The following is a 19,819-nucleotide window of genomic DNA, read 5'->3' as shown; positions in this document are numbered from 1 at the left end:
GGTCGACGGTATCGTGTGCCTCGTGACGCTCGAGGCAAGCGGGGTGCGCCTCACCTCAGATCACGCCGCGGCTGCGCAGCGCGTCGACCTCGTCCTCGTCCATCCCGAGGATGTCGACGAGCACCTCGCGCGTGTGCTCTCCGAGCGCCGGAGGCGCCGCGTGGACGACCGGCGTCTCCGAGAGCCGGATCGGCGAGGCCACCACCGGCACCGTTCCGAGCTCCGGATGCGGCACGTCGACCCGCAAGCCGCGGTGGCGGACCTGCGGGTCCTCGAACACCTGCGCGAGGTCGTTGATGGGCCCGCACGGCACGCCCGCCGCCTCGAGCGCCGCCGCCCAATCTGCGGTCGACCGCGAGGCCAGGAGGGGGCCGAGGAGGCCCACGAGAGCGTCGCGATGCGCGACGCGGTCGGCGTTCGTGGTGAACCGCCCGTCGCGCGCCAGCTCGGGTCGGCCGGCGACCTCGCAGAACCGGGCGAACTGGGCGTCGTTGCCGACGGCCAGGACGAGGTGGCCGTCGCGCGTGGCGAACGCCTGGTACGGCACGATGCTCGGATGCGCGTTGCCGAGCCGTGGCGGCGGGCGGCCGGTGGCGAGGTGGCTCTCGGCCTGGTTCGCGAGCATGGCGACCTGCACGTCCAGGAGCGCGAGGTCCACGTACTGGCCCCGTCCGCTCCGCTCGCGGTAGGCGAGCGCGGCGAGCACCGCGGTCGTGGCGTACATGCCGGTGAGGAGGTCGGCGACCGCCACGCCCACCTTCATCGGCGCGCCGTCCGGCTCGCCGGTGATGCTCATGAGCCCTCCGAGCGCCTGGACGAGGAAGTCGTAGCCGGGGCGACTCCGGTACGGGCCGCTCTGGCCGAAGCCGGTGATCGAGCAGTAGACGAGCCGCGGGTTCGACCGCGCCAGCTCCTCGTATCCGAGCCCGTGACGCGCGAGCGCGCCGGCCTTGAAGTTCTCGAGCAGGACATCCGCCCGCTCGGCGAGCCGGCGGACGATGGCCTGCCCCTCGGGGCGCCCGAGGTCCACGGTGATGGACTTCTTCCCGCGATTGGTCGAGGCGAAGTACGCGGACGCGTGCGTCTCGTCACCGCGCGCGTCGCGGAGCCACGGCGGCCCCCAGGCGCGGCTCTCGTCACCCGTGCCGCGCCGCTCGACCTTGATCACCTCGGCGCCGAGGTCGGCCAGCACCTGGCTCGCCCAAGGCCCCGCGAGCACCCGCGAGAGGTCGAGGACGCGAAGGTGGGAGAGCGTTTCGCTTCGCACCTCGGGATCATATTGCGTGGGTGCCGCCGGGACCGACCCCGGCCTGTTCGGAGGTGGCATGCCGACGTCTTCGAGGGACGTGACCGACTTCATGGGGTTCCAGGAGCTCCTCGCCGAGGAGGAGCGGATGGTCCGCGAGCAGGCGCGCCAGTTCGTGAATGCCGAGGTGCTGCCCATCATCGAGAAGCACGCGCAGGAGGCGTCGTTCCCGCTCCACCTCGTCCGCCGCATGGGAGAGCTCGGCTTCTACGGCCCGACGCTCCCGGCACGGTACGGGTGCGCCGGGCTGTCGAGCGTCGCGCACGGCGTCCTCATGTACGAGCTCGAGCGCGGCGACTCGGCCCTGCGCAGCTTCGCGTCCGTGCAGGGCTCGCTCGTGATGTTCCCGATCTTCACGTACGGGACCGAGGCGCAGAAGGACCACTGGCTGCCGCGGCTCGCGCGCGGCGAGGCCGTCGGCTGCTTCGGCCTGACCGAGCCCGACTTCGGCTCGAACCCCGCCGGCATACGCACGCGCGCGGTGCGCGAGGCGGGCGGCAGGTGGCGGATCACCGGATCGAAGATGTGGATCACGAACGGCTCGATCGCGGACGTCGCGGTGGTGTGGGCGCGGACCGACGAGGGGATAAGGGGCTTCCTGGTGGAGCGCGGGACCCCCGGGTTCTCCGCGCCGGAGATGAAGGGCAAGTGGTCGCTCCGCGCCTCGGTCACCTCCGAGCTCGTCCTCGACGACGTCCTCGTGGACGAGGAGCGGAGCCTGTTGCCCGGGGTGGCCGGCCTCAAGGGGCCGCTCTCGTGCCTGACGCAGGCGCGCTACGGCATCGCCTGGGGAGCCCTCGGCGCCGCCGACGCCTGCTACCAGGTCGCGCTCGACTACGCGCTCCACCGGATCCAGTTCGACCGGCCGATCGCCGCCTTCCAGCTCCAGCAGGAAAAGCTCGCGCGCATGGTGACGGAGCTCACGAAGGGTCAGCTCCTCGCGCTCCGGCTCGGACGGCTCAAGGACGAGGGCAAGCTGACGCCGGCCCAGGTCTCGATGGCGAAGCTGTCGAACGTCGCCGCGGCGCGAGCGATCTGCGCCGACGCTCGCACGATCCTCGGGGCGAACGGCATCCTCGGGGAGTACCCCGTGATGCGCCACATGGCGAACCTCGAGTCCGTCTACACGTACGAGGGGACGCACGACATGCACCTCCTCGTGATCGGGGAGGCGGTGACCGGGATCTCGGCGTTCAGGGGATGACCCCGACGCCGTTCGAGAGGGACACCAGCGGGTCCGGCACCCCGAACAGCGGTCCTACATGCCGAGGTACGCCCGCCGGATGCGTGGGTCGTCGAGGAGCTCCGCCGCCGGGCCCGACTGGACCATCCGCCCCGTCTCCAGCACGTACCCTCGGTGCGCGTGCTCGAGCGCCGCCTGCACGTCCTGCTCGACCAGGAGCACGGCCGTCCCCCGCTGGTTGATGCGGGAGATCAGGTCGAGCAGGTGATCCACCACGAGCGGCGCGAGCCCCAACGAGAGCTCGTCAATCAAGAGCAGCCGCGGCCGGCTCATCAGCCCGCGCCCGAGGGCGCACATCTGCTGCTCTCCTCCCGAGAGGCGGCCGGCCAGCTGGTTGGCCCGCTCCTCGAGGCGCGGCAAGAGCTCGAACACCGACTCGAGATCCTCCTCGATCTGCCGCCGGTCCCGTCGCAGGTAGACACCCTGCAGCAGGTTCTCCTTCACCGTCAGCCCCGCGAACAGACGCCGGCCCTGGGGCACCTGAACGATCCCCGCCCGCACGATCTCCTCGGGACGCGCACGCGTCAGGTCTCGACCGGCGAAGGAGATCGATCCCGACCGCGGCTTCACGAGCTGCGAGAGCGTGCAGAGGAGCGTCGTCTTCCCCGCTCCGTTCGCTCCGACCAGCGCCACGACCTCGCCCTTCCGGATCTCCAGGGACACGTCCCAGAGGACCGGGACCTCACCGTAGCCCGACGAGAGGGCGCGTACCTCGAGCAGCGGCTCCTCGACCACCGGAGGAGCCGCCTTCACGAGCGTGCCCTGCACCTTCACGCGCTCGGGCTTCCCCACCACCTGAGCGCGCCGCGCGAAGCGCTCGCCCAGGTAGGCCGCGGCGACCTCCGGCCGATCGACGACCTCCTGCGGCGTCCCTTCGGCGATCTTCTTGCCGTCATGGAGCACGACGACGCGGTCGGAGATGCCCATGATCGCCTTCATGACGTGCTCGATCACGAACAGCGTCACGCCGCCGCGGTTGATGCGCCGCAGGAGCTCCATCGCGCCGACGATCTCGGTCGAGTTCAGGCCCGCCATCACCTCGTCCAGGAACAGCAGGGCGGCGTCCGTGGCCAGCGCCCTGGCGAGCTCCAGGCGCTTCAGCTCCGAGATCGTGAGATCCGCTGCAGCGTGATCGATCCGGTGCTCCAGGCCGACGCGGTGCAAGACCTCCTCCGCCCGGTCGCGCGCCTGCGAGACGGTGCGCTCCTTGCCGCGCGCGCCGAACATGGCGCCCATCGCCACGTTGTCCCGGACGGTCAGGTGTGTCAGCGGCCGGACGACCTGGAACGTCCGCGAGATTCCGAGCCGCCCGATGGCGTGGCTCGGCATCCTCGTGATGTCCTTTCCGCGAAAGCGGATCGTCCCCGACGTCGGCTTGTCCAGTCCCGTGATGCAGTTGACGAACGTCGTCTTGCCGGCGCCGTTGGGACCGATGACGCCGAGGATCTCGCCCTCGCGGATGGTGAGGTCGACGCTCGCGACCGCGGCGAGGCCGCCGAAGCGCTTCGTGATCCCGCGCGCGTCCAGCAGGGGCGTGCCGTTCCCGGCGCCGTTCATCCGAGGTCCCTACTCGAGACGGCTCGCGCGGACGTTGGCGAGGAAGACGTCGGAGCCGAAGCGACCGCCACGGGCGACGGCCGCCATCCTCCGGAAGAGATCCATCAGGCCGCGCGGGAGGAACACGACGAAGAGGATGATCAAGACGCCCAGCACGGTAGGGTGGAGCTCCAGGAAGTGGCTCCAGACGTAGGTCGAGAGGAGCTGGTACACGGCCGCGCCGACGGGCGGCCCCCACACCGTCCCCGTGCCGCCGATGATGCAGGCGATGATCATCTGGAGCGTGTACTCGATCTTGAAGAAGTCGTCCGGCGCGACGTGGATGTCCTGGTACGCGATGATGCCGCCTGCGCACGCCGCGAACGCCGCCGAGAGCGCGAACGCAGCCACCTTGAACACCGTCGTGTCGATCCCGAGCATCCGCGCCGCGTCCTGATCCTCGCGGATGGCGACCCAGCCGTATCCCAGCTTGGAACGCTCGAGCCGGGCCGTGATCACGATCCCGCCGACCACCAGGGCGAGCGCCACGTAGTAGAAGAACCTGCTGTCGCTCCGCACCGGCAGGTCGATCCCCGTCGCGCCGTTCGTCAGGTCATCCCACGCGCTCGCGATCTCCCGGAACGCCTCGGCGACGCCGAGCGTCGCGATCGCGAAGTAGTGGCCCTTCAGCCGGAGCACCGGGATCCCGATGACGGTCGCCAGGAGCGCCGAGACGAGCGCGGCCGCGAACAGCGCAGGGACGAACGGCACGTGCCACCTCGAGAGCATGAGGAGCCCCGTCGTGTACGCGCCGATCCCGACGAACGCGACGTTGCCGAACGCGGCATAGCCGGTATACCCGCCGATGAGGTTCCACCCCTGCGCCATCAACGCCAGGCACAGGGCCGAGGTGTACGTCAGCAGCGTGTAAGGGGACACGAGCGACGGGACGAGGAGCAGGGCCGCGAGCACGACGGCGAGGAGGACGGCGCGTGCCACCCTGGGCCTCACGAGAAGGCCTTCCCGGCGATGCCCTGCGGGCGCACGGCCAGCAGGAGCACGAGCATCCCGAACGTGATCGCCTGCGAGAAGGCCGGCAGGCGCGAGCCCACGACGACCTCCACGACCGAGTAGGCGGCGGCCCCGGCGAGGACGTTCACGACGTTGCCGAGCCCCCCCAGGACGCAGATGATGAACGCCCGCTCGGTGTAGCCCCCGCCGAGGTTGGGATCGAACGGGACGATCATCGAGAGGAGCGAGCCGGCGGCGCCCGCGAGCGCGGCGCCGATGCCGAAGGTGATCGCGTAGACCGTCGCGACCTTCACGCCGGTCAGGCGCGCCGCGTCGACGTCCATGCCGGTCGCCCGGATCGCGCGGCCCAGCCGGCTGCGAGTCAGGAACGCCGCGAGCAGGAGGACGAGGAGGATCGAGACGCCGAGGGCTCCCAGCCGGATGTACGGGACGCGCACCGGGCCGAGCGCGAGCGCGGCGCCGCTGTAGGCGGTCATGACGGACCGCGTGTCCGCCCTGAAGAAGAACCTCAGCAGGTTGACGATCAGGCTCTCCAGGCCGAACGTCAGGAGAAAGGTCGCCAGCAAGGGGGCGCGGATGATCTGGTTGATGAGCGCGCGCTGGATCAGGAACCCCAGGGCGAACAGCGCGGCCATCGAGATGGGGATCGAGAGGAACGGGTCCATCGACCAGAAGTCGTGCAGGCCGAAGGTCACGTACGCGCCGATCACGATGAAGGCACCGTGTGCGAGGTTGACGATGTTCGTGATCCCCCAGACGAGCGCGAACCCGAGCGCGACGACCGCCAGGACGCCCGACAGGAGCAATGCGTTCATCGCGATCTGCCCGACCTCGGCGCCGCTCATCTCAGCACCTGCGATCCCCCATCACCTCTTGTCCCAGGGGGGCATCGGATAGACCGGCGGCTTCTCGGCGACCTCGCGAGGCCAGACCGTGTACTTCTTGCCGTCCGGCTGGTACTGCTCGACGGCCATCGGCTTGTAGACGTTCACCCCCCGAGCGTCGAACTTGATCCGGCCGAAATAGGTCATCATGTCGACCGCAGCCAGGGCGTCGCGCACCTTGGTCGGCTCGATCGAGCCCGCCTTCTCGATCGCGCGCTGATAGGCGATCACGGCCGCAGCGGATTCGGCGACCTGATACGGGGTCGTGTCGTAGTTCGGGTGCGTGGCGCGGAACGCTTCGCTGAACGCCTTCGGCGTCTTCCACGGGTCGTCGCCCTCGTACTCGAGCGCCTCGGTCCACTGCGTCCCGCCGAAGATGTAATCGGCGCTCTTGCCCAGGTTCGCGCGGAACTCGGGAGTGGACGGGCCCACGGAGAACCCCATCGCCTTCGGCGAGACGCCGAGATCCCTCGACTGCTTCACGGTCAGCAGGGAGTCCTGGAGGTGTCCCGAGCCCAGGATGAGGTCTGGCCTCTTCCCCTTGATGGCCGTGAGCAGCGCGCTCACGTCCTGCGCGTTCGTCGGGTAGAGCTCGTCGTAGACGACGTTCATCCCCTTCCCTCTCGCGTACTCGGCGGCCCCGACCGCCACCTCCTTCGAGAAGGACTCGTTCTCGCCGAGGACGGCGACGGTCTTCGCCGAGGGATCGATCGCACGGACGGCGTCGATGATGCCGCGCAGGTACATCCGCGCGGGGGAGATGATCATGAAGGAGTACTTGTATCCCTTCGAGAAGATGCTCTCGGCGGCGCCGTTGGCCTCGACCATCGGGATCCTGTACCGCTCGGCGATCGGCGCGGCGGTTCCCGTCGGCGAGGAGCCGTACGGACCGAGCAGCAGGTTGACCTTGTCCTCGTTGATCAGCTTCTCGAAGAGCTGGGCGGTTCGCTCCGGCTTCGTCTCGTCGTCGTAGTACTTGAGCGCGACCTGGTACGTCTTGCCGCCCACCCGGATGCCCCCCATCTGGTTGATCCGGTCGATCGCGAACTGATAGCCGTCGCGCGTGTACTCGCCTTCCTTCGCTGTCTTCCCCGTGATCGAGATGGCGGCGCCGAACACGAGCGTGTCGGCTGCGAGAGCGGGCAGCGCGCCGAGCAGGATCACCAGCGCCGACAGCGTTCTCATGGAGGGTCTCCTTCCCGAGGAAGGGTCCTCGCAGCCCCCACGCGAGCGAGCGCCTCCCTGTAGTCGGGCGGCCTTCGCTCGAGCACCGCGACGACCTCGTCCGCGGTACCGTCTCCGACGACGGCGACGATGGGCCTGGGCGCGAGCCGCGTGCCCTGGCTGCGTTCCATCACCGGAGCCTACTCACCACCGCCAAGTCGCGCCGCGGGAAACGTACCCCGGCAGCGACGGCGCGCCGCTGTCGCATCCGCCCGCGGCGACGGGGCGCGCGTTGCGATGGTGCCGCCGCCGTGGCACCATCGCGCCTTCCGGATCGGCGGCGGCGATGCCCGCGCGAGGCTCGCGCGATCGCCGCCGCGCACGATCCACAGGAGCTTCGACGCAATGCAACTGCTCTCCCCGGCCCAGGTGGCCGGGTACGTGGCCCTCGTCCTGGGGGTCACCGGCTTCCTCCAGCGCGACGACCGCCGCCTCAAGCTCTTCGTCTCGGCCGAGTGTTTCGTCTACACGCTGCACTTCGCGCTGCTCGGGCGACCGCCGGCGGCGTCGAGCGCGCTCGTCTCCGGCGTGCGAACGCTCGCCTCGGTCTGGTTCCGCGCCGCGTGGCTGGCGGCGGTGGCGGTCGCCGTCAACGTCGGCCTCGCCTTGGCGCTCTCGACCCGTGGCCTGGGCTGGCTCCCCGTCGCGGGCTCCTGCCTCGGGGCCGTCGCGCTGTTCACGATGCAGGGCATCCCGATGCGGCTCGTGCTGCTCGCGAGCACCTCGATGTGGCTCGCGAACAACGTCCTCAGCCGGTCCGTGGGCGGCACGGTGCTCGAGTCCCTCATCGCCCTCTCGAGCATCTCGACGATCGTCCGCCTGATCGTCGCCCGACGCGAGGCCGCCGGGCCGGGCGCGCTCGCCGAGCCGGCCCCGGACGCCCCGGGCGCCTCGAGCAGCGCGACCTCCTGCTCCTAGGCCGACCGCGGCGCCCCTTCACCGAGGACGCCCGCCCGGCATGGGAGCGCCCGGCCATCGGCCCGGGCGCCGGGCGGCCGCGCTCCTCCCCGCTCTCACGCGTTGCCGCGGCGGGCCTGCGCCCACACGCTAGGGGATCGACGGAGTTGCCCCGTGTGGATCGTCCGCCTCGCCCTGCGCCGCCCTTACACCGTGGCGGTCCTGTGCCTCGGGATCGCCCTCTTCGGCGCGCTGTCGCTCTGGCGGTCGCGCGTGGACGTCCTCCCGTCCGTGGACATCCCGGTGGTGATCGTCGTCTGGAACTACCCCGGCCTCGTCCCGGAGGAGATGGAGAAGCGCGTCATCTACCTCACCGAGCGCGCCCTCTCGACCACGATCAGCGACATCGAGCGGATCGACTCCCAGTCGATCAGCGGGATCGGCCTGGTCAAGATCTACTTCCACCCGGACACGGAGATCGCGGCGGCCATCGCGCAGGTGAGCTCGGTCTGCAACACGATCCTGCGCATCATGCCGCCCGGGATGACGCCCCCGACCATCCTCCAGTTCAACGCGAGCAACGTGCCGGTCGCGCAGCTCACGCTCGCCGGGCAGGGGGCGAGCGAGCAGGACCTGTTCGACTACGGCCTGAACGTGCTCCGCCTGCGGCTGTTCACGATCCCCGGGCTCGCGACGCCGGCGCCGTTCGGCGGGCGGTCGAAGCAGGTGATGGTGGACCTCGACCCGGCGCGGCTCGCCGCGACGGGCCTCTCGCCGCAGGACGTCGTGAACGCGCTGACGGAGAGCAACGTCATCCTGCCGGCCGGCACCGCCCGCCTCGGCGACAGCGAGCTCGACGTCCAGCTCAACGCGAGCCCGCTCGACGTCGCCCAGTTCGACCAGATGCCGGTGAAGCAGGTGAGCGGGCAGCTCGTGCGGATGGGCGACGTCGCGCGCGTGCACGAGGGGCACGCCGTGCAGACCAACGTCGTGCACGTGAACGGCCAGCGCTCCACCTACCTCGCGATCCTGCGCAAGGCGGGGTCGTCCACGCTGGCGGTCGTGGACTCGGTCCGGGAGATGCTCCCCGCGCTCCGCCGGGCGGCGCCGGAGGGGATGGAGCTGAAGCTCGACTTCGACCAGAGCCAGTTCGTGCGCGCGTCGGTCCGAGAGGTGCTGCGCGAGGGCCTCCTCGCGGCGGCGCTCGTGTCCCTGATGGTCCTGTCGTTCCTCGGGAGCTGGCGGGGCATGGTGATCGTCTGCAGCTCGATCCCCATCGCGATCCTCGTGTCCGTCATCGGGCTGTTCCTGACCGGGCAGACCCTGAACCTCATGACGCTCGGGGGGCTCGCCCTCGCCATCGGGATGCTCGTGGACGACGCGACCGTCGAGATCGAGAACATCCACCGGAACTCGACGATCCCCGACGCGGAGGGGCGGCCGCGCCACCTCACGGTGGTCGTGCTCGACAGCGCGCGGCAGGTCGCGGTCCCCGCGCTCGCGGCGACGCTCACCATCTGCATCGTCTTCTTCCCCGTCGTGCTCCTCACCGGCCCGGCCCGGTTCCTCTTCCGCCCGCTGGCGCTCGCGGTCGTCCTCGCGATGCTCGCGTCGTACCTGCTCTCGCGGACCCTCGTCCCCTCGCTCGCGCGCCTCCTGATGGAGCGCGAGCACGCGGAGCGGAGCGGCGCGATCGAGCGGCGGCGGTCCGGCCGCGCGGCGCGCCTCGCGGCCCGCTGGAACGCGCTCCGCGACCGGGGCTTCGCGCGCCTCCAGGACGGCTACGCCGCGGCCCTCGCGACGGTCCTCGACCACCGGGGCTGGATCGCGATCGCGGCCGCGCTGCTCCTCGGCGCCGGCCTCTCGCTGGGGCGGGTCGTCGGGCTCGACTTCTTCCCCGCCGTGGACACGGGCCAGCTCCGGCTGCACTACCGCGCGCCGCCCGGGACCCGCATCGAGGTGACCGAGGCGCGGGTCATGGAGGTGGAGCGCGCCGTGCGCGAGGTGGGGCGGGGCGACGTCGAGAGCATCGTGGACAACATCGGCATCCCGGTCTCGTACAACCTCGCGTTCGTCCAGACGAGCAACGCCGGCGGCGAGGACGCCGAGGTCCGGATCTCGCTCCGGCCCGGCCATCGCCCCTCCCAGGCGTTCGCCGACGAGCTCCGCCGGCTCCTGCCGGCCCGCTTCCCCGGGGGGCAGTTCTGGTTCGAGCCCGCGGACGTCGTGAGCCAGGTGCTCTCGTTCGGCCTCCCCGCGCAGCTCGAGGCCGAGGTCGTCGGGCGCGATCCCGCGGCGGCGCTCGCCACCGCACGGCAGGTGATCGCCGCGGCGCGCCGGATCCCGGGCGCGACCGACGCGCACATCGCGCAGGTCTTCGGCCGGCCCGCGCTCGGCGTGGAGGTGGACCGGCAGCAGGCGTACGCGCTGGGCCTGACGGAGCGCGACGTCGCGACGAGCCTGCTCACCTCCTTGAGCTCGAGCACCCTCGCGGCCCCGAGCTTCTGGGTGGACCCGAGGTCCGGGATCAACTACATCGTCGCCGTCCAGACGCCGATCGAGCGGATCCGGGACGCGGGCGACCTCCTCGCGACGCCGCTCTCGCCGGGGCGCGCCGGCTCGGGCGCCTCGAGCGGGGGCGGCGGCAGCGCGGGCGGTCTCGGCGCGCCGGTGCCGACCGGCGGGTCCGCGAGCGCGCCGCCCGTCCTCGCCGGCGGCGCGACCTCGCCCTACCTCGGCGCGATCTCCGCGCTCACCTCGCGGACGAGCCGGAGCGCCATCGCGCACGACACCGTGCAGCCGATCGTCGAGGTGCAGCTCGCCGCGAGCGGCCGCGACCTCGGCGCGGTCGCGTCCGACCTGCAGCGCGCGATCGCCGCCCTGCACCCGCCCGCCGGCGTCTCGGTGCAGCTCCGCGGCCAGAGCGAGAGCATGTTCGGCGCGTTCGGGCGCCTCGCCCTCGGGCTCGTCCTCGCGGTGGCGCTCGTCTACCTGCTGCTGGTGGTGCTGTTCCAGTCCTGGTCGGACCCGCTCATCATCGTCGCCGCGGTGCCCGGAGCGCTCGTCGGGATCCTCTGGATCCTGGCGCTCACCGGGACGACGCTCAACGTCGAGTCGTTCATGGGCGCCATCATGGCGGTGGGCATCGCCACCTCGAACGGCATCCTGCTGGTCTCGTTCGCGAACGACGCCCGCGCCGGCGCCGGGGGTGACCCCGGCCCCGCCCCGGCCATGATCGACGCCGCGCGCACCCGCCTCCGCCCCGTCCTCATGACGGCGCTCGCGATGATCCTCGGCATGCTCCCGATGGCCATCGGCCTGGGGGAGGGCTCGGAGCAGAACGCGCCGCTCGGGCGCGCCGTGATCGGCGGGCTCGTCGCCGCCACCGTGACGACGCTCTTCCTCGTCCCGGTCGCCTACACCTGGCTGCGCCGGCGGACGCCGCGCAAGCACGAGCTCGACGTGCAGTTCGCGCGCGAGGCCGGCGAGGCGCCCCCGCACGGCGGCCCCGCCGCCCCGGCGCCGGCGAGGACCTGAATGGACCCCGCCCGCCGCCGCTTCCGCCGCCTCGCCGTGCTCCTCGTGATCGCGGTGCTCCTCTCGGTCGCGGGCACGATCCTCCTCGCGGCGCGGCGGGCGCACCGGGAGGAGGCCGCGCGCGAGCGGCTCGCCCGCGCCGCCGACGCCGGGCCGCGGGTCCTGGTGGCGCCGGTCCAGAACACCCCGGGCGAGCGCACGGTGGTGCTCCCGGGCGAGGTCCGCGCGTTCTGGCAGACGACGCTCTACGCGCGGGTCGCCGGCTACGTCCGCGAGCTCGCCGTGGACAAGGGCGATCGGGTCCGGCGGGGGGACGTGCTCGCCCGCATCGCGTCGCCGGAGACCGACCGGCAGGTGGACCAGGCCCGCTCGACGCTGGCGCTCCGGCGCAGGCAGGCGCTCCGGGCGCGCAGCCTCGCGCCCAAGGGGTTCGTCTCCCGGCAGGACCTCGACCAGGCGAACTCGGATCTGGTGGTCGCCGAGGCGGAGCTGCGGCGGATCCGCTCCCTCCAGGCCTACGAGGTGCTGCGCGCGCCGTTCGACGGCGTGGTGACGGCGCGCTACGTGGACCCGGGCGCGCTGGTGTCCGCCACGGGGTCGGGGCAGGCCGTCGTGGAGGTGTCCGATCCCACGCGCTCGCGCGTGCTCGTCTACGCGGGCCAGGACGTGGCGCCGTTCGTGTTGCTCGGCGACCGCGGCGAGCTCACGATCGACCAGTACCCCGGCGTGCGGGTCCAGGCGCGCGTGCAGCGCACGGCCGACGCGCTCGACCCGCGCACCCGCACGATGCTCGTCGAGCTGTGGCCGGACCCGGGCGGCGACTTCAGGCTCGTGCCCGGGCTGTTCGTCCACGTGGCGCTGCGCGTGCGCGTGCCGTCGCTCCCCGCCGTGCCGGTGGAGGCGCTCACCTCGCACGACGACCGGGTGCAGGTGGCGATCGTGCGCGACGGGCGCCTCCGCTACGTGGACGTGGAGCCGGGCGTCAACGACGGGACGCAGGTCCAGATCCGGCGCGGCGTCGCGCCGGGCGATCGCGTCGCGATCTCGCCGCCGTCGGATCTCGGCGACGGCGCGCCCGTCCAGCCGGTCGAGGCCGCCCCGCAGCGGCAGCGAGGCGGCGGCGCTCCGTCGCGACAGGCGAGGCCCCCGCCGAAGACCGCGCGCGACGGGGTGCCGAGGCGCCCGGACGAGAAGGGCTGATGCCCGAGGGCCTCTCTCACGCGGGGCTTGCCTGAGGAGCGACCGGGCGATCGGCCGCTGGCCCCGTGGCGGGCCGAGGGAGGCGAGGGCGGGCCCTGCGCCCGGGCCTCGCGCCGGAGGGGCGCAGCGGCGACGCGCGCCGGACACACCGAATGCCCGCGGCGCCCGCGCCGCTCCCCGAGAATCGACGAGAGCGACGGGAGGAACCGGCGATGCACGAACCCAGAGCCGCTCCCGCACGGGCGACCGCCGCGGAGCGCTACACGTGCCCGATGCACCCGGAGATCCGGGCCCCGGGCCCAGGGACCTGTCCGAAGTGCGGCATGGCGCTCGAGCCGTTCGTCCCCGCGCCCGCGGCGAGGGCCGAGTGGACCTGCCCCATGCACCCGCAGATCGTCCGGGACGCGCCGGGCACCTGTCCCATCTGCGGCATGGCCCTCGAGCCCCGCGCCGGCCCCGCGGGAAGCGGGGAGAGCGCGGAGCTGCGCGACATGACGCGCCGGTTCTGGTTCGCGGTCGCGCTCACCGTGCCGCTCCTCGCGATCGCGATGGGGCCGGAGCTCCCCGCCGTGGAGCGATGGCTGTCGTCGGTCCTGTCGATGCGGGCGCGCGCGTGGCTCGAGCTCCTCCTGGCGACGCCCGTCTGCCTCTGGGCGGCGTGGCCCTTCTACGTCCGCGCAATGCAGTCGGTGAGGAACCGGAGCCTCAACATGTTCACGCTGATCGGGCTCGGCGTGAGCGTCGCATACGTGTACAGCGTGGTCGCCGCCCTCGCCCCGGGGATCTTCCCGGCGTCGTTCCGGGGGCCGTCGGGCGAGGTGGCCGTCTACTTCGAGGCGGCGGGCGTCATCACGACGCTGATCCTGCTCGGTCAGGTGCTGGAGCTCCGCGCGCGCAGCCAGACGGGCGCGGCCATCCAGAAGCTGCTCGGGCTGGCGCCGCGGTCGGCGCGGCGCCTCCGCGAGGACGGGAGCGAGGAGGACGTGCCGCTCGACGCCGTCCAGCGGGGAGACCGGCTCCGCGTCCGCCCGGGTGAGAAGGTGCCGGTGGACGGCGTCGTCCTCGAGGGCCACGCCAGCGTGGACGAGTCCATGGTCACGGGCGAGCCCATCCCCGTGGAGAAGCGGCCCGGCGACCGGGTGGTCGGGGCCACCCTCAACGGGACGGGCGCGCTCGTCATGCGCGCGGAGAAGGTCGGCGCGGAGACGCTCCTCGCCCGGATCGTGGCGATGGTGGCGGAGGCCCAGCGGAGCCGGGCCCCGATCCAGAAGCTCGCCGATCGCGTGGCCGGCTGGTTCGTGCCGGTCGTCGTCCTCGTGGCCGCCCTCACCTTCACGGCCTGGGCGCTCGCCGGCCCCGCGCCGCGCATGGCGCACGCGCTCGTCAACGCCGTCGCGGTCCTCATCATCGCCTGTCCCTGCGCGCTCGGCCTCGCGACGCCCATGTCGATCATGGTGGCGACCGGGAAGGGCGCGACGATGGGCATCCTCTTCAGGAATGCCGAGGCGATCGAGCTCCTGCGCAAGGTGGACACGCTCGTGGTGGACAAGACCGGCACCCTCACCGAGGGGAAGCCGAGGCTCGTGACCGTCGTGACGGCCGCGGGCGTGGACACGCCGACCCTGCTGCGCCTCGCCGCGTCCCTCGAGCGCGGCAGCGAGCACCCGCTCGCGGCCGCGCTCGTGAACGGCGCCGTCGAGCGCGGCGCCGCGCCGGTCGAGGCGGCCGCGTTCGAGGCGGTGCCGGGCAAGGGGGTGAAGGGGCGCGTGGACGGGCGCGCCGTGGCCCTCGGCAACCGCGCGCTGCTCGAGGCGCTCGGCGTGGACGCGGCCGGGCTGGGCGGGCGGGCGGAGGCGCTGCGGAGCGACGGGCAGACCGTGATGTTCGTCGCCGTGGATGGGAAGGCCGCCGGGCTCCTCGGCGTGGCCGACCCGATCAAGGAGAGCACGCCCGAGGCGATCCGGGTGCTCCACCGCGAGGGCGTCCGGATCGTGATGCTCACGGGCGACAGCCGGACCACCGCGCTCGCCGTCGCGAGGACGCTCGGCATCGACGACGTCCAGGCCGAGGTGCTCCCCGATCAGAAGGCCGGCGTGGTCAAGCGCCTCCAGGCGGAGGGGCGCGTCGTCGCGATGGCCGGCGACGGCATCAACGACGCCCCGGCGCTCGCGCAGGCGCAGGTGGGGATCGCCATGGGCACCGGCACGGACGTGGCCATGGAGAGCGCGGGGGTGACGCTGGTGAAGGGCGATCTGCGCGGCATCGCCCGGGCGCGCCGCCTCTCGCGCCGGACCATGCGGAACGTGGAGCAGAACCTCTTCTTCGCCTTCTTCTACAACAGCGTCGGCGTCCCCATCGCCGCGGGGGTGCTGTACCCGGCCTTCGGGCTGCTCCTCAGCCCCATCATCGCCGCCGCCGCGATGAGCTTCAGCTCCGTGTCGGTGGTGAGCAACGCGCTGCGGCTGCGCACGGCGGTCGTGTGATGACGGGGCGAGCCGCCGAAGCCCTCGGGCGCCCGGGCGAAGGCGGCGCGTCTTCGGCGTGGCCGCGCGCGCGCCGGTCGCGCGGAGCCTCGAGGCCGGCGCGAACATGGGCCCGGCGCGCGCTCCGCGCGGTCGCCGCGGCGACGCTCCTCCTGCTCGCGACCGCCGCCGCCGCGATCGCGTGGCTCCGGCTCCAGGATCCGGTCGCCGCGCTGCCGCGGCTGGCGCCTGGAGCCCGAGCGTCGCTGGTGGAGCTGAACGGGGAGCGCTGGCGCGATCGCACCCTGCTCCACGTCGCGCTCGACGGCGGGGCGATCGGACGGGTCCGCTTCATCGTGAGCCTGCCCCATCCCCTCCCGGACCACCGGCTGCCGGTGGTGATCGTGCTCGGCGGGCTGGGCGGGGGCGCGGACAGCATCCGCGCGCTCACGGACGCCGGCGGCGATCTCGGGCCGAACGCGGTGATCGGGTACGACTGGCCCCTGCCCCGCAAGCTCCCGGGAGCGCTCTGGACCGTCCTCCACGCGCCGGGGCTGCGCCGCCACGCCCTGACCGCCCCCGGCCAGGTGGACGCGCTGCTCCGCTGGGCGTCGAGCGAACCCTGGGCGGACACGTCGCGCGTGAGCCTCCTCGGGTTCTCGTTCGGCGCGTTCCCGACCGCGGCCGTGCAGCGGATCGTGGAGGCGGGAGGGACGTCGGTGCGCTTCACCGTCCTCGGCTACTTCGGCGCCACCATCGGCGCGGTCGTCGCCGCCCACCCCGGGGTGAAGCCGCGCTGGCTCGCGCCCCTGCTCGGCGCGTTCGCGGACCTGATGCTCAGGCCCGTCGACCCGTCGGTGCACCTGTCACACCTTCGCGGCCGCTTCCTCGTGCTCGAGGCGCGGTCGGATCGCCTGATCGCGCCCGCGGCGGCCGCCCGCGCGCGCGAGCTCACGCCGCAGCCGCGGACCGTGATCGTCGTCGAGGGCGACCACATGGGCGTCGGGCCGGCGCAGCGGCTGCTCGCGCGCGTCATCCGGATCACGCGGGCGTGGCTCGTCGAGCAGGGCGCGCTCGTCCCCGCCGGACGCGCGGCGGCGCCCGCGGTGCGCCCGGCTCCCGTCGGCCCGGGGAGCACGACCGCGGGGGCGCGCTCCCGGCGTTCCCGTTGACGACCGCCCGGGCGCCGCATAGCTCAGGGTGCATGGCCGATCCGGTCAGCCCGGTCAGCCCGATCGAGGCCGAGATCCTCGGCGAGCAGACGAGCGCGCTCGCCCGCGCCACCCGCCTCCTCGAGGACGCGCTCCAGCGGCTCGAGCAGGCGACGCGCGCCGCGGCGGCGGCGTCGCGGTCCGCCGCCCTCCGGACCGAGGCGCTCGCCGAGGCCCGGGAGCTGCTCTGGAACGTGCTGGTCCAGCGCGAGGCGATGGGGATCCTCCACCACGAGATCCTGTACGACGCGCTGCGCGTGCCCGCCGAGGTGAGGGTCCATCCTCGACCGAGAGCGGTGGCTCGGTGACGAGAGAGGGAATGGCACGCGTCCGTGGACCGTGCCCGTCACCGTCACCGGCTTCTCCGTGATCCGTGAACCGGCTCCCGTGGCCCTTGGCCCGACCCCGTGCTCCGACGGTCCGCGGGAGCGCGTGACAGCGGATGCGGGAGAGCAGAAGGCGCGCATGGTCACCTGCCGAGGCCGACGCCCGAGTCCCGACGCCTGCCGCCCGGCTCGCCTGCCCCCTCCCGGGCGGGCCTTCGGGCGAGCGCCACGCCGCCGAGGCTGCGAGCGGCGCCGCGATGCTAAGGTCTCCTGGCGCGGGCCCGGGGCTCGCGCGGGAGTCCGCGCATGAAGCTCCTGTTCGTGCTCGTCGAGGCGATGTCGTTCTGCCTCCTCGTCGCCTACGCCTACAGCAAATCGCCGGCGTTCCGGCCCCTCCGCCCGGACGCGCTCCGCTGGCGCGACCGGCTCTTCCTCCTCGGCTTCTTCGGGGCCCTCTCGATCACCGGCACCTACCTCGGCCTGCCGGTCCGGGGCGCGATCGCGAACACCCGGGCGATCGGGCCGGTGCTGGCGGGGATCCTCGGCGGGCCGCTGCTCGGCGGCGCCGTGGGGCTCGCCGGCGGCCTGCACCGCCTCGCGCTGGGCGGCTTCACCGCCTTCGCCTGCGGCCTCTCCACGACGGTGGAGGGGCTCGTCGGCGGGCTCGTCCACCTCTACGTGGTGCGACGGTCCGGTCCGGAGCGGGTCTTCGACCCGAAGGTCGTGTTCGCGACCACCTTCGCGGCCGAGGCCCTCCAGATGGCGATCATCCTGCTCGTGGCGCGGCCGTACCAGGACGCCGTCGCGCTCGTGCGGGTCATCGCGCTCCCGATGATGGCCGCCAACTCGGCGGGGGCGGCGTTCTTCATGAGCATCCTGCGCGACCGCATGAAGATGGTGGATCGGGTCGGGGCGGCGTCGGGCGCCCGGGCGCTCCGCATCGCCGAGCGCTCCCTCGGCCACCTCACGAAGGGGCTCGACCGCGAGGGGGCGCGGGAGATCGCGCGGATCATCCACGAGGAGACCGGCGTCGGGGCGGTGGCGATCACCGACACCGAGCAGGTGCTGGCGTTCGTGGGGGAGGGCTCGGACCACCACCGCGCGGGCGCGCCCATCGCCTCGGAGTGGACGCGGCGGGCCATCGCCGCGAGCGAGGTCACCTTCGTGGACGGGATGGACGAGCCGTACCGCTGCGCGCTCTCGAAGGACTGCCCGCTCCGCTCGGTGCTCGTCGTCCCGCTCCACGTGGCCGGGGACGTGGTCGGCACCGTCAAGCTCTACGAGCCCGCCAGCAAGCGCTTCCTCGAGTCCAACCGCTCGCTGGGCGAGGGGCTCACCTCGCTCCTCTCCGGCCAGCTGGTCCGGGCGAGGTACCAGGAGCAGAAGAGCCTCCTCGTGATGGCCGAGCTGAAGCTCGCCCGCGCCCAGGTGAACCCGCACTTCCTCTTCAACGCGCTCAACACCGTCATGGCCATGCTCGAGGACGGGAGCCGGCCCCGCGCGCTGCTCGCCCACCTCTCCAGCTTCTTCCGCAAGAACCTGAAGCGCGTGGACGAGCTGTCCACGCTGCGGGAGGAGCTCGAGCACGTGAGCGCGTACCTCGAGATCGAGAAGGCGCGGTTCGAGGACCGGCTGTCGGTCGAGGTGGACGTCGATCCCACGCTCCTCGAGGTGCGGGTGCCGACCTTCACGCTCCAGCCGCTGGTCGAGAACGCCATCAAGCACGGCATCTCGGACATGCTCGCCCCGGGCACCGCCCGCATCCACGCCTATCGGCAGGACGGCGCCGCGTGCATCGACGTCGAGGACGACGCCGGCGCGTACGAGGAGCGGCGGCGCGGCGGCGACGGGCTGGGGCTCCAGATCGTGGAGAAGCGGCTCCGGATCCTGCTCGGGCGCGAGGCGGGGCTCGCCATCTCCTGCACCCCCGGCGAGCTGACGCGCGTCTCGATCCGGGTGCCGGCCCCGACGCCGGCCCCCGCGGCGACGGCGGCCCGGGCGGCGTCATGAAGCTGCGCGCCCTGGTGGTGGACGACGAGGTGTACGCCCGGCGCTCGCTCGAGGCGATGCTCGACGGCACCGGCGCGTTGGAGGTCGTCGGCTCGTGCGCCAACGCGGTGGAGGCGCTCCAGGCGATCCGGGCCCAGGCGCCGGACGTCGTCTTCCTCGACATCCAGATGCCGAAGGTGAACGGGTTCGAGCTGCTCAGCATGATCGACCAGGAGGTCATGCCGCACGTGGTCTTCGTCACCGCGTTCGACGCCTACGCGGTGAAGGCGTTCGAGGAGAACGCCCTCGACTACCTCCTGAAGCCGGTCGAGCGGGCCCGGCTCGACCGGACGATCGAGAAGCTGCGGCGGTCGGTGGACCAGGGGAAGCCGCCGGTCTACGACAGCCCGGTCCTGGAGCGGATCCCGTGCGCGGGGCCGAAGAGCGTCCGGCTGGTGGACGTGGCCGAGATCGAGCAGGTGCGGTGCAGCGCCGCCGGCGTCTACGTCGTCACCCCGCGCGGCGAGTACCTGACCGACCTCACCATGCGCGTCCTCGAGACCAAGACCGAGCTCGAGCGCTGTCACCGGCAGTACCTGGTGAACGCCCGCCACATCGAGGAGATCCTCCGGCCGGAGCCGCGCGGCGCCGTGCTCAGGATGAGGTCGGGGCGCGAGGTCCCGGTGAGCCGGCGCTACTTCGTCGCGCTGCGGCGCCGGCTCGGCCTCCGCGGCGACGCGACGTGACGAGAGGGCACGGCGCGTAGGCGGTTCCGGTCCCCTCGCCTCGCGGCCCCCGAGGTCGGCCCAGGCCCCTCCCCGCCGCCGCCCGCTCCGCGAGCACCGCGCCGGCCCGCTCACGGCCTGAAACGGCCCGCTCGCCGACTTCGCTCTCCTGGAGGCCACCGGTTGCTGCGAACCTGGGCACCCGGCTGCGTGTCCCGAGGACAGGGGCCGCCCGGTCCGGAGGAGA

At 72.9% G+C, this 19,819-nt stretch carries 14 protein-coding genes; 9 read left to right on the top strand and 5 right to left on the bottom strand.

What is annotated here, in order from left to right; all coding sequences use genetic code 11:
- Positions 1–55: 55 nt before the first annotated feature.
- Positions 56–1,267, bottom strand: a complete 1,212-nt coding sequence (locus MNZ27_RS01645; protein ID WP_242392280.1) for a CaiB/BaiF CoA transferase family protein — start codon at positions 1,265–1,267, stop codon at positions 56–58.
- A 58-nt stretch (positions 1,268–1,325) separates the two neighbouring features.
- Between MNZ27_RS01645 and MNZ27_RS01640 the strand changes: the two genes are divergently transcribed.
- The gene (locus tag MNZ27_RS01640; RefSeq protein WP_242392279.1) at positions 1,326–2,510 is read left to right on the top strand and encodes an acyl-CoA dehydrogenase family protein; all 1,185 of its coding nucleotides are present in this window, start codon (positions 1,326–1,328) and stop codon (positions 2,508–2,510) included.
- A gap of 54 nt (positions 2,511–2,564) precedes the next feature.
- Here the strand turns inward: MNZ27_RS01640 and MNZ27_RS24330 are convergent, their stop codons facing one another.
- Genes MNZ27_RS24330 through MNZ27_RS01620 form a run of 4 tightly spaced genes read right to left on the bottom strand, consistent with a single transcriptional unit; the run spans position 2,565 to position 7,186 of the window.
- On the bottom strand, positions 2,565–4,106 hold the full coding sequence (locus MNZ27_RS24330) for an ATP-binding cassette domain-containing protein (RefSeq protein ID WP_242392278.1): 1,542 nt from the start codon (positions 4,104–4,106) through the stop codon (positions 2,565–2,567).
- Positions 4,107–4,115: 9 nt separating this feature from the next.
- A complete protein-coding gene (locus MNZ27_RS01630; RefSeq protein WP_242392277.1) occupies positions 4,116–5,084 on the bottom strand; it encodes a branched-chain amino acid ABC transporter permease in 969 nt (322 codons plus the stop codon).
- A gap of 8 nt (positions 5,085–5,092) precedes the next feature.
- Positions 5,093–5,962 (bottom strand): branched-chain amino acid ABC transporter permease, encoded by an 870-nt coding sequence (locus MNZ27_RS01625; protein ID WP_242392276.1) that lies wholly within the window; start codon positions 5,960–5,962, stop codon positions 5,093–5,095.
- 21 nt (positions 5,963–5,983) lie between these two features.
- Positions 5,984–7,186, bottom strand: coding sequence for an amino acid ABC transporter substrate-binding protein (locus MNZ27_RS01620; protein WP_242392275.1), 1,203 nt, complete (start codon positions 7,184–7,186; stop codon positions 5,984–5,986).
- Positions 7,187–7,570: 384 nt separating this feature from the next.
- On the opposite strand from MNZ27_RS01620, the gene MNZ27_RS01615 reads away from it, so the two are divergent.
- The 8 genes from MNZ27_RS01615 (at position 7,571) to btsR (ending at position 19,593) form a co-directional block, all read left to right on the top strand.
- Complete coding sequence (locus tag MNZ27_RS01615; RefSeq protein ID WP_242392274.1) at positions 7,571–8,143, top strand: YgjV family protein; 573 nt, start codon at positions 7,571–7,573, stop codon at positions 8,141–8,143.
- A 153-nt stretch (positions 8,144–8,296) separates the two neighbouring features.
- Positions 8,297–11,659, top strand: coding sequence for an efflux RND transporter permease subunit (locus MNZ27_RS01610; RefSeq protein WP_242392273.1), 3,363 nt, complete (start codon positions 8,297–8,299; stop codon positions 11,657–11,659).
- Positions 11,660–12,859, top strand: coding sequence for an efflux RND transporter periplasmic adaptor subunit (locus MNZ27_RS01605; protein WP_242392272.1), 1,200 nt, complete (start codon positions 11,660–11,662; stop codon positions 12,857–12,859).
- A 152-nt stretch (positions 12,860–13,011) separates the two neighbouring features.
- Entirely contained in the window at positions 13,012–15,342 is a 2,331-nt protein-coding gene (locus MNZ27_RS01600) for a copper-transporting P-type ATPase (RefSeq protein WP_408629674.1), read from the top strand.
- Positions 15,342–16,493, top strand: coding sequence for a hypothetical protein (locus tag MNZ27_RS01595; protein ID WP_242392270.1), 1,152 nt, complete (start codon positions 15,342–15,344; stop codon positions 16,491–16,493). Before MNZ27_RS01600 ends, MNZ27_RS01595 begins: the two co-directional genes overlap by 1 nt.
- A gap of 32 nt (positions 16,494–16,525) precedes the next feature.
- Complete coding sequence (locus MNZ27_RS01590) at positions 16,526–16,840, top strand: DUF6665 family protein (protein ID WP_242392269.1); 315 nt, start codon at positions 16,526–16,528, stop codon at positions 16,838–16,840.
- A 324-nt stretch (positions 16,841–17,164) separates the two neighbouring features.
- A complete protein-coding gene (locus MNZ27_RS01585; protein WP_242392268.1) occupies positions 17,165–18,868 on the top strand; it encodes a sensor histidine kinase in 1,704 nt (567 codons plus the stop codon).
- Positions 18,865–19,593 (top strand): two-component system response regulator BtsR, encoded by a 729-nt coding sequence (gene btsR / locus MNZ27_RS01580; RefSeq protein ID WP_242392267.1) that lies wholly within the window; start codon positions 18,865–18,867, stop codon positions 19,591–19,593. The genes MNZ27_RS01585 and btsR overlap by 4 nt, the downstream gene beginning before the upstream one ends.
- Positions 19,594–19,819 lie beyond the last annotated feature (226 nt).

This window comes from Anaeromyxobacter oryzisoli, assembly GCF_022690765.1.
In the GTDB taxonomy this organism is placed as follows: Bacteria; Myxococcota; Myxococcia; order Myxococcales; family Anaeromyxobacteraceae; genus Anaeromyxobacter; species Anaeromyxobacter oryzisoli.
Note: the sequence above shows the minus strand (reverse complement) of the source record. Positions and strands in the feature narration are given on the sequence as shown.

What these genes read in the sequence shown, in the direction of transcription:
- MNZ27_RS01640 (WP_242392279.1), top strand. Translation starts at nt 1,326, where the DNA reads ATGCCGACGTCTTCGAGGGACGTGACCGACTTCATGGGGTTCCAGGAG.
- MNZ27_RS24330 (WP_242392278.1), bottom strand. Translation starts at nt 4,106, where the DNA reads ATGAACGGCGCCGGGAACGGCACGCCCCTGCTGGACGCGCGCGGGATC.
- MNZ27_RS01625 (WP_242392276.1), bottom strand. Translation starts at nt 5,962, where the DNA reads ATGAGCGGCGCCGAGGTCGGGCAGATCGCGATGAACGCATTGCTCCTG.
- MNZ27_RS01620 (WP_242392275.1), bottom strand. Translation starts at nt 7,186, where the DNA reads ATGAGAACGCTGTCGGCGCTGGTGATCCTGCTCGGCGCGCTGCCCGCT.
- MNZ27_RS01615 (WP_242392274.1), top strand. Translation starts at nt 7,571, where the DNA reads ATGCAACTGCTCTCCCCGGCCCAGGTGGCCGGGTACGTGGCCCTCGTC.
- MNZ27_RS01605 (WP_242392272.1), top strand. Translation starts at nt 11,660, where the DNA reads ATGGACCCCGCCCGCCGCCGCTTCCGCCGCCTCGCCGTGCTCCTCGTG.
- MNZ27_RS01600 (WP_408629674.1), top strand. Translation starts at nt 13,012, where the DNA reads ATGCCCGCGGCGCCCGCGCCGCTCCCCGAGAATCGACGAGAGCGACGG.
- MNZ27_RS01595 (WP_242392270.1), top strand. Translation starts at nt 15,342, where the DNA reads ATGACGGGGCGAGCCGCCGAAGCCCTCGGGCGCCCGGGCGAAGGCGGC.
- MNZ27_RS01590 (WP_242392269.1), top strand. Translation starts at nt 16,526, where the DNA reads ATGGCCGATCCGGTCAGCCCGGTCAGCCCGATCGAGGCCGAGATCCTC.
- MNZ27_RS01585 (WP_242392268.1), top strand. Translation starts at nt 17,165, where the DNA reads ATGAAGCTCCTGTTCGTGCTCGTCGAGGCGATGTCGTTCTGCCTCCTC.
- btsR (WP_242392267.1), top strand. Translation starts at nt 18,865, where the DNA reads ATGAAGCTGCGCGCCCTGGTGGTGGACGACGAGGTGTACGCCCGGCGC.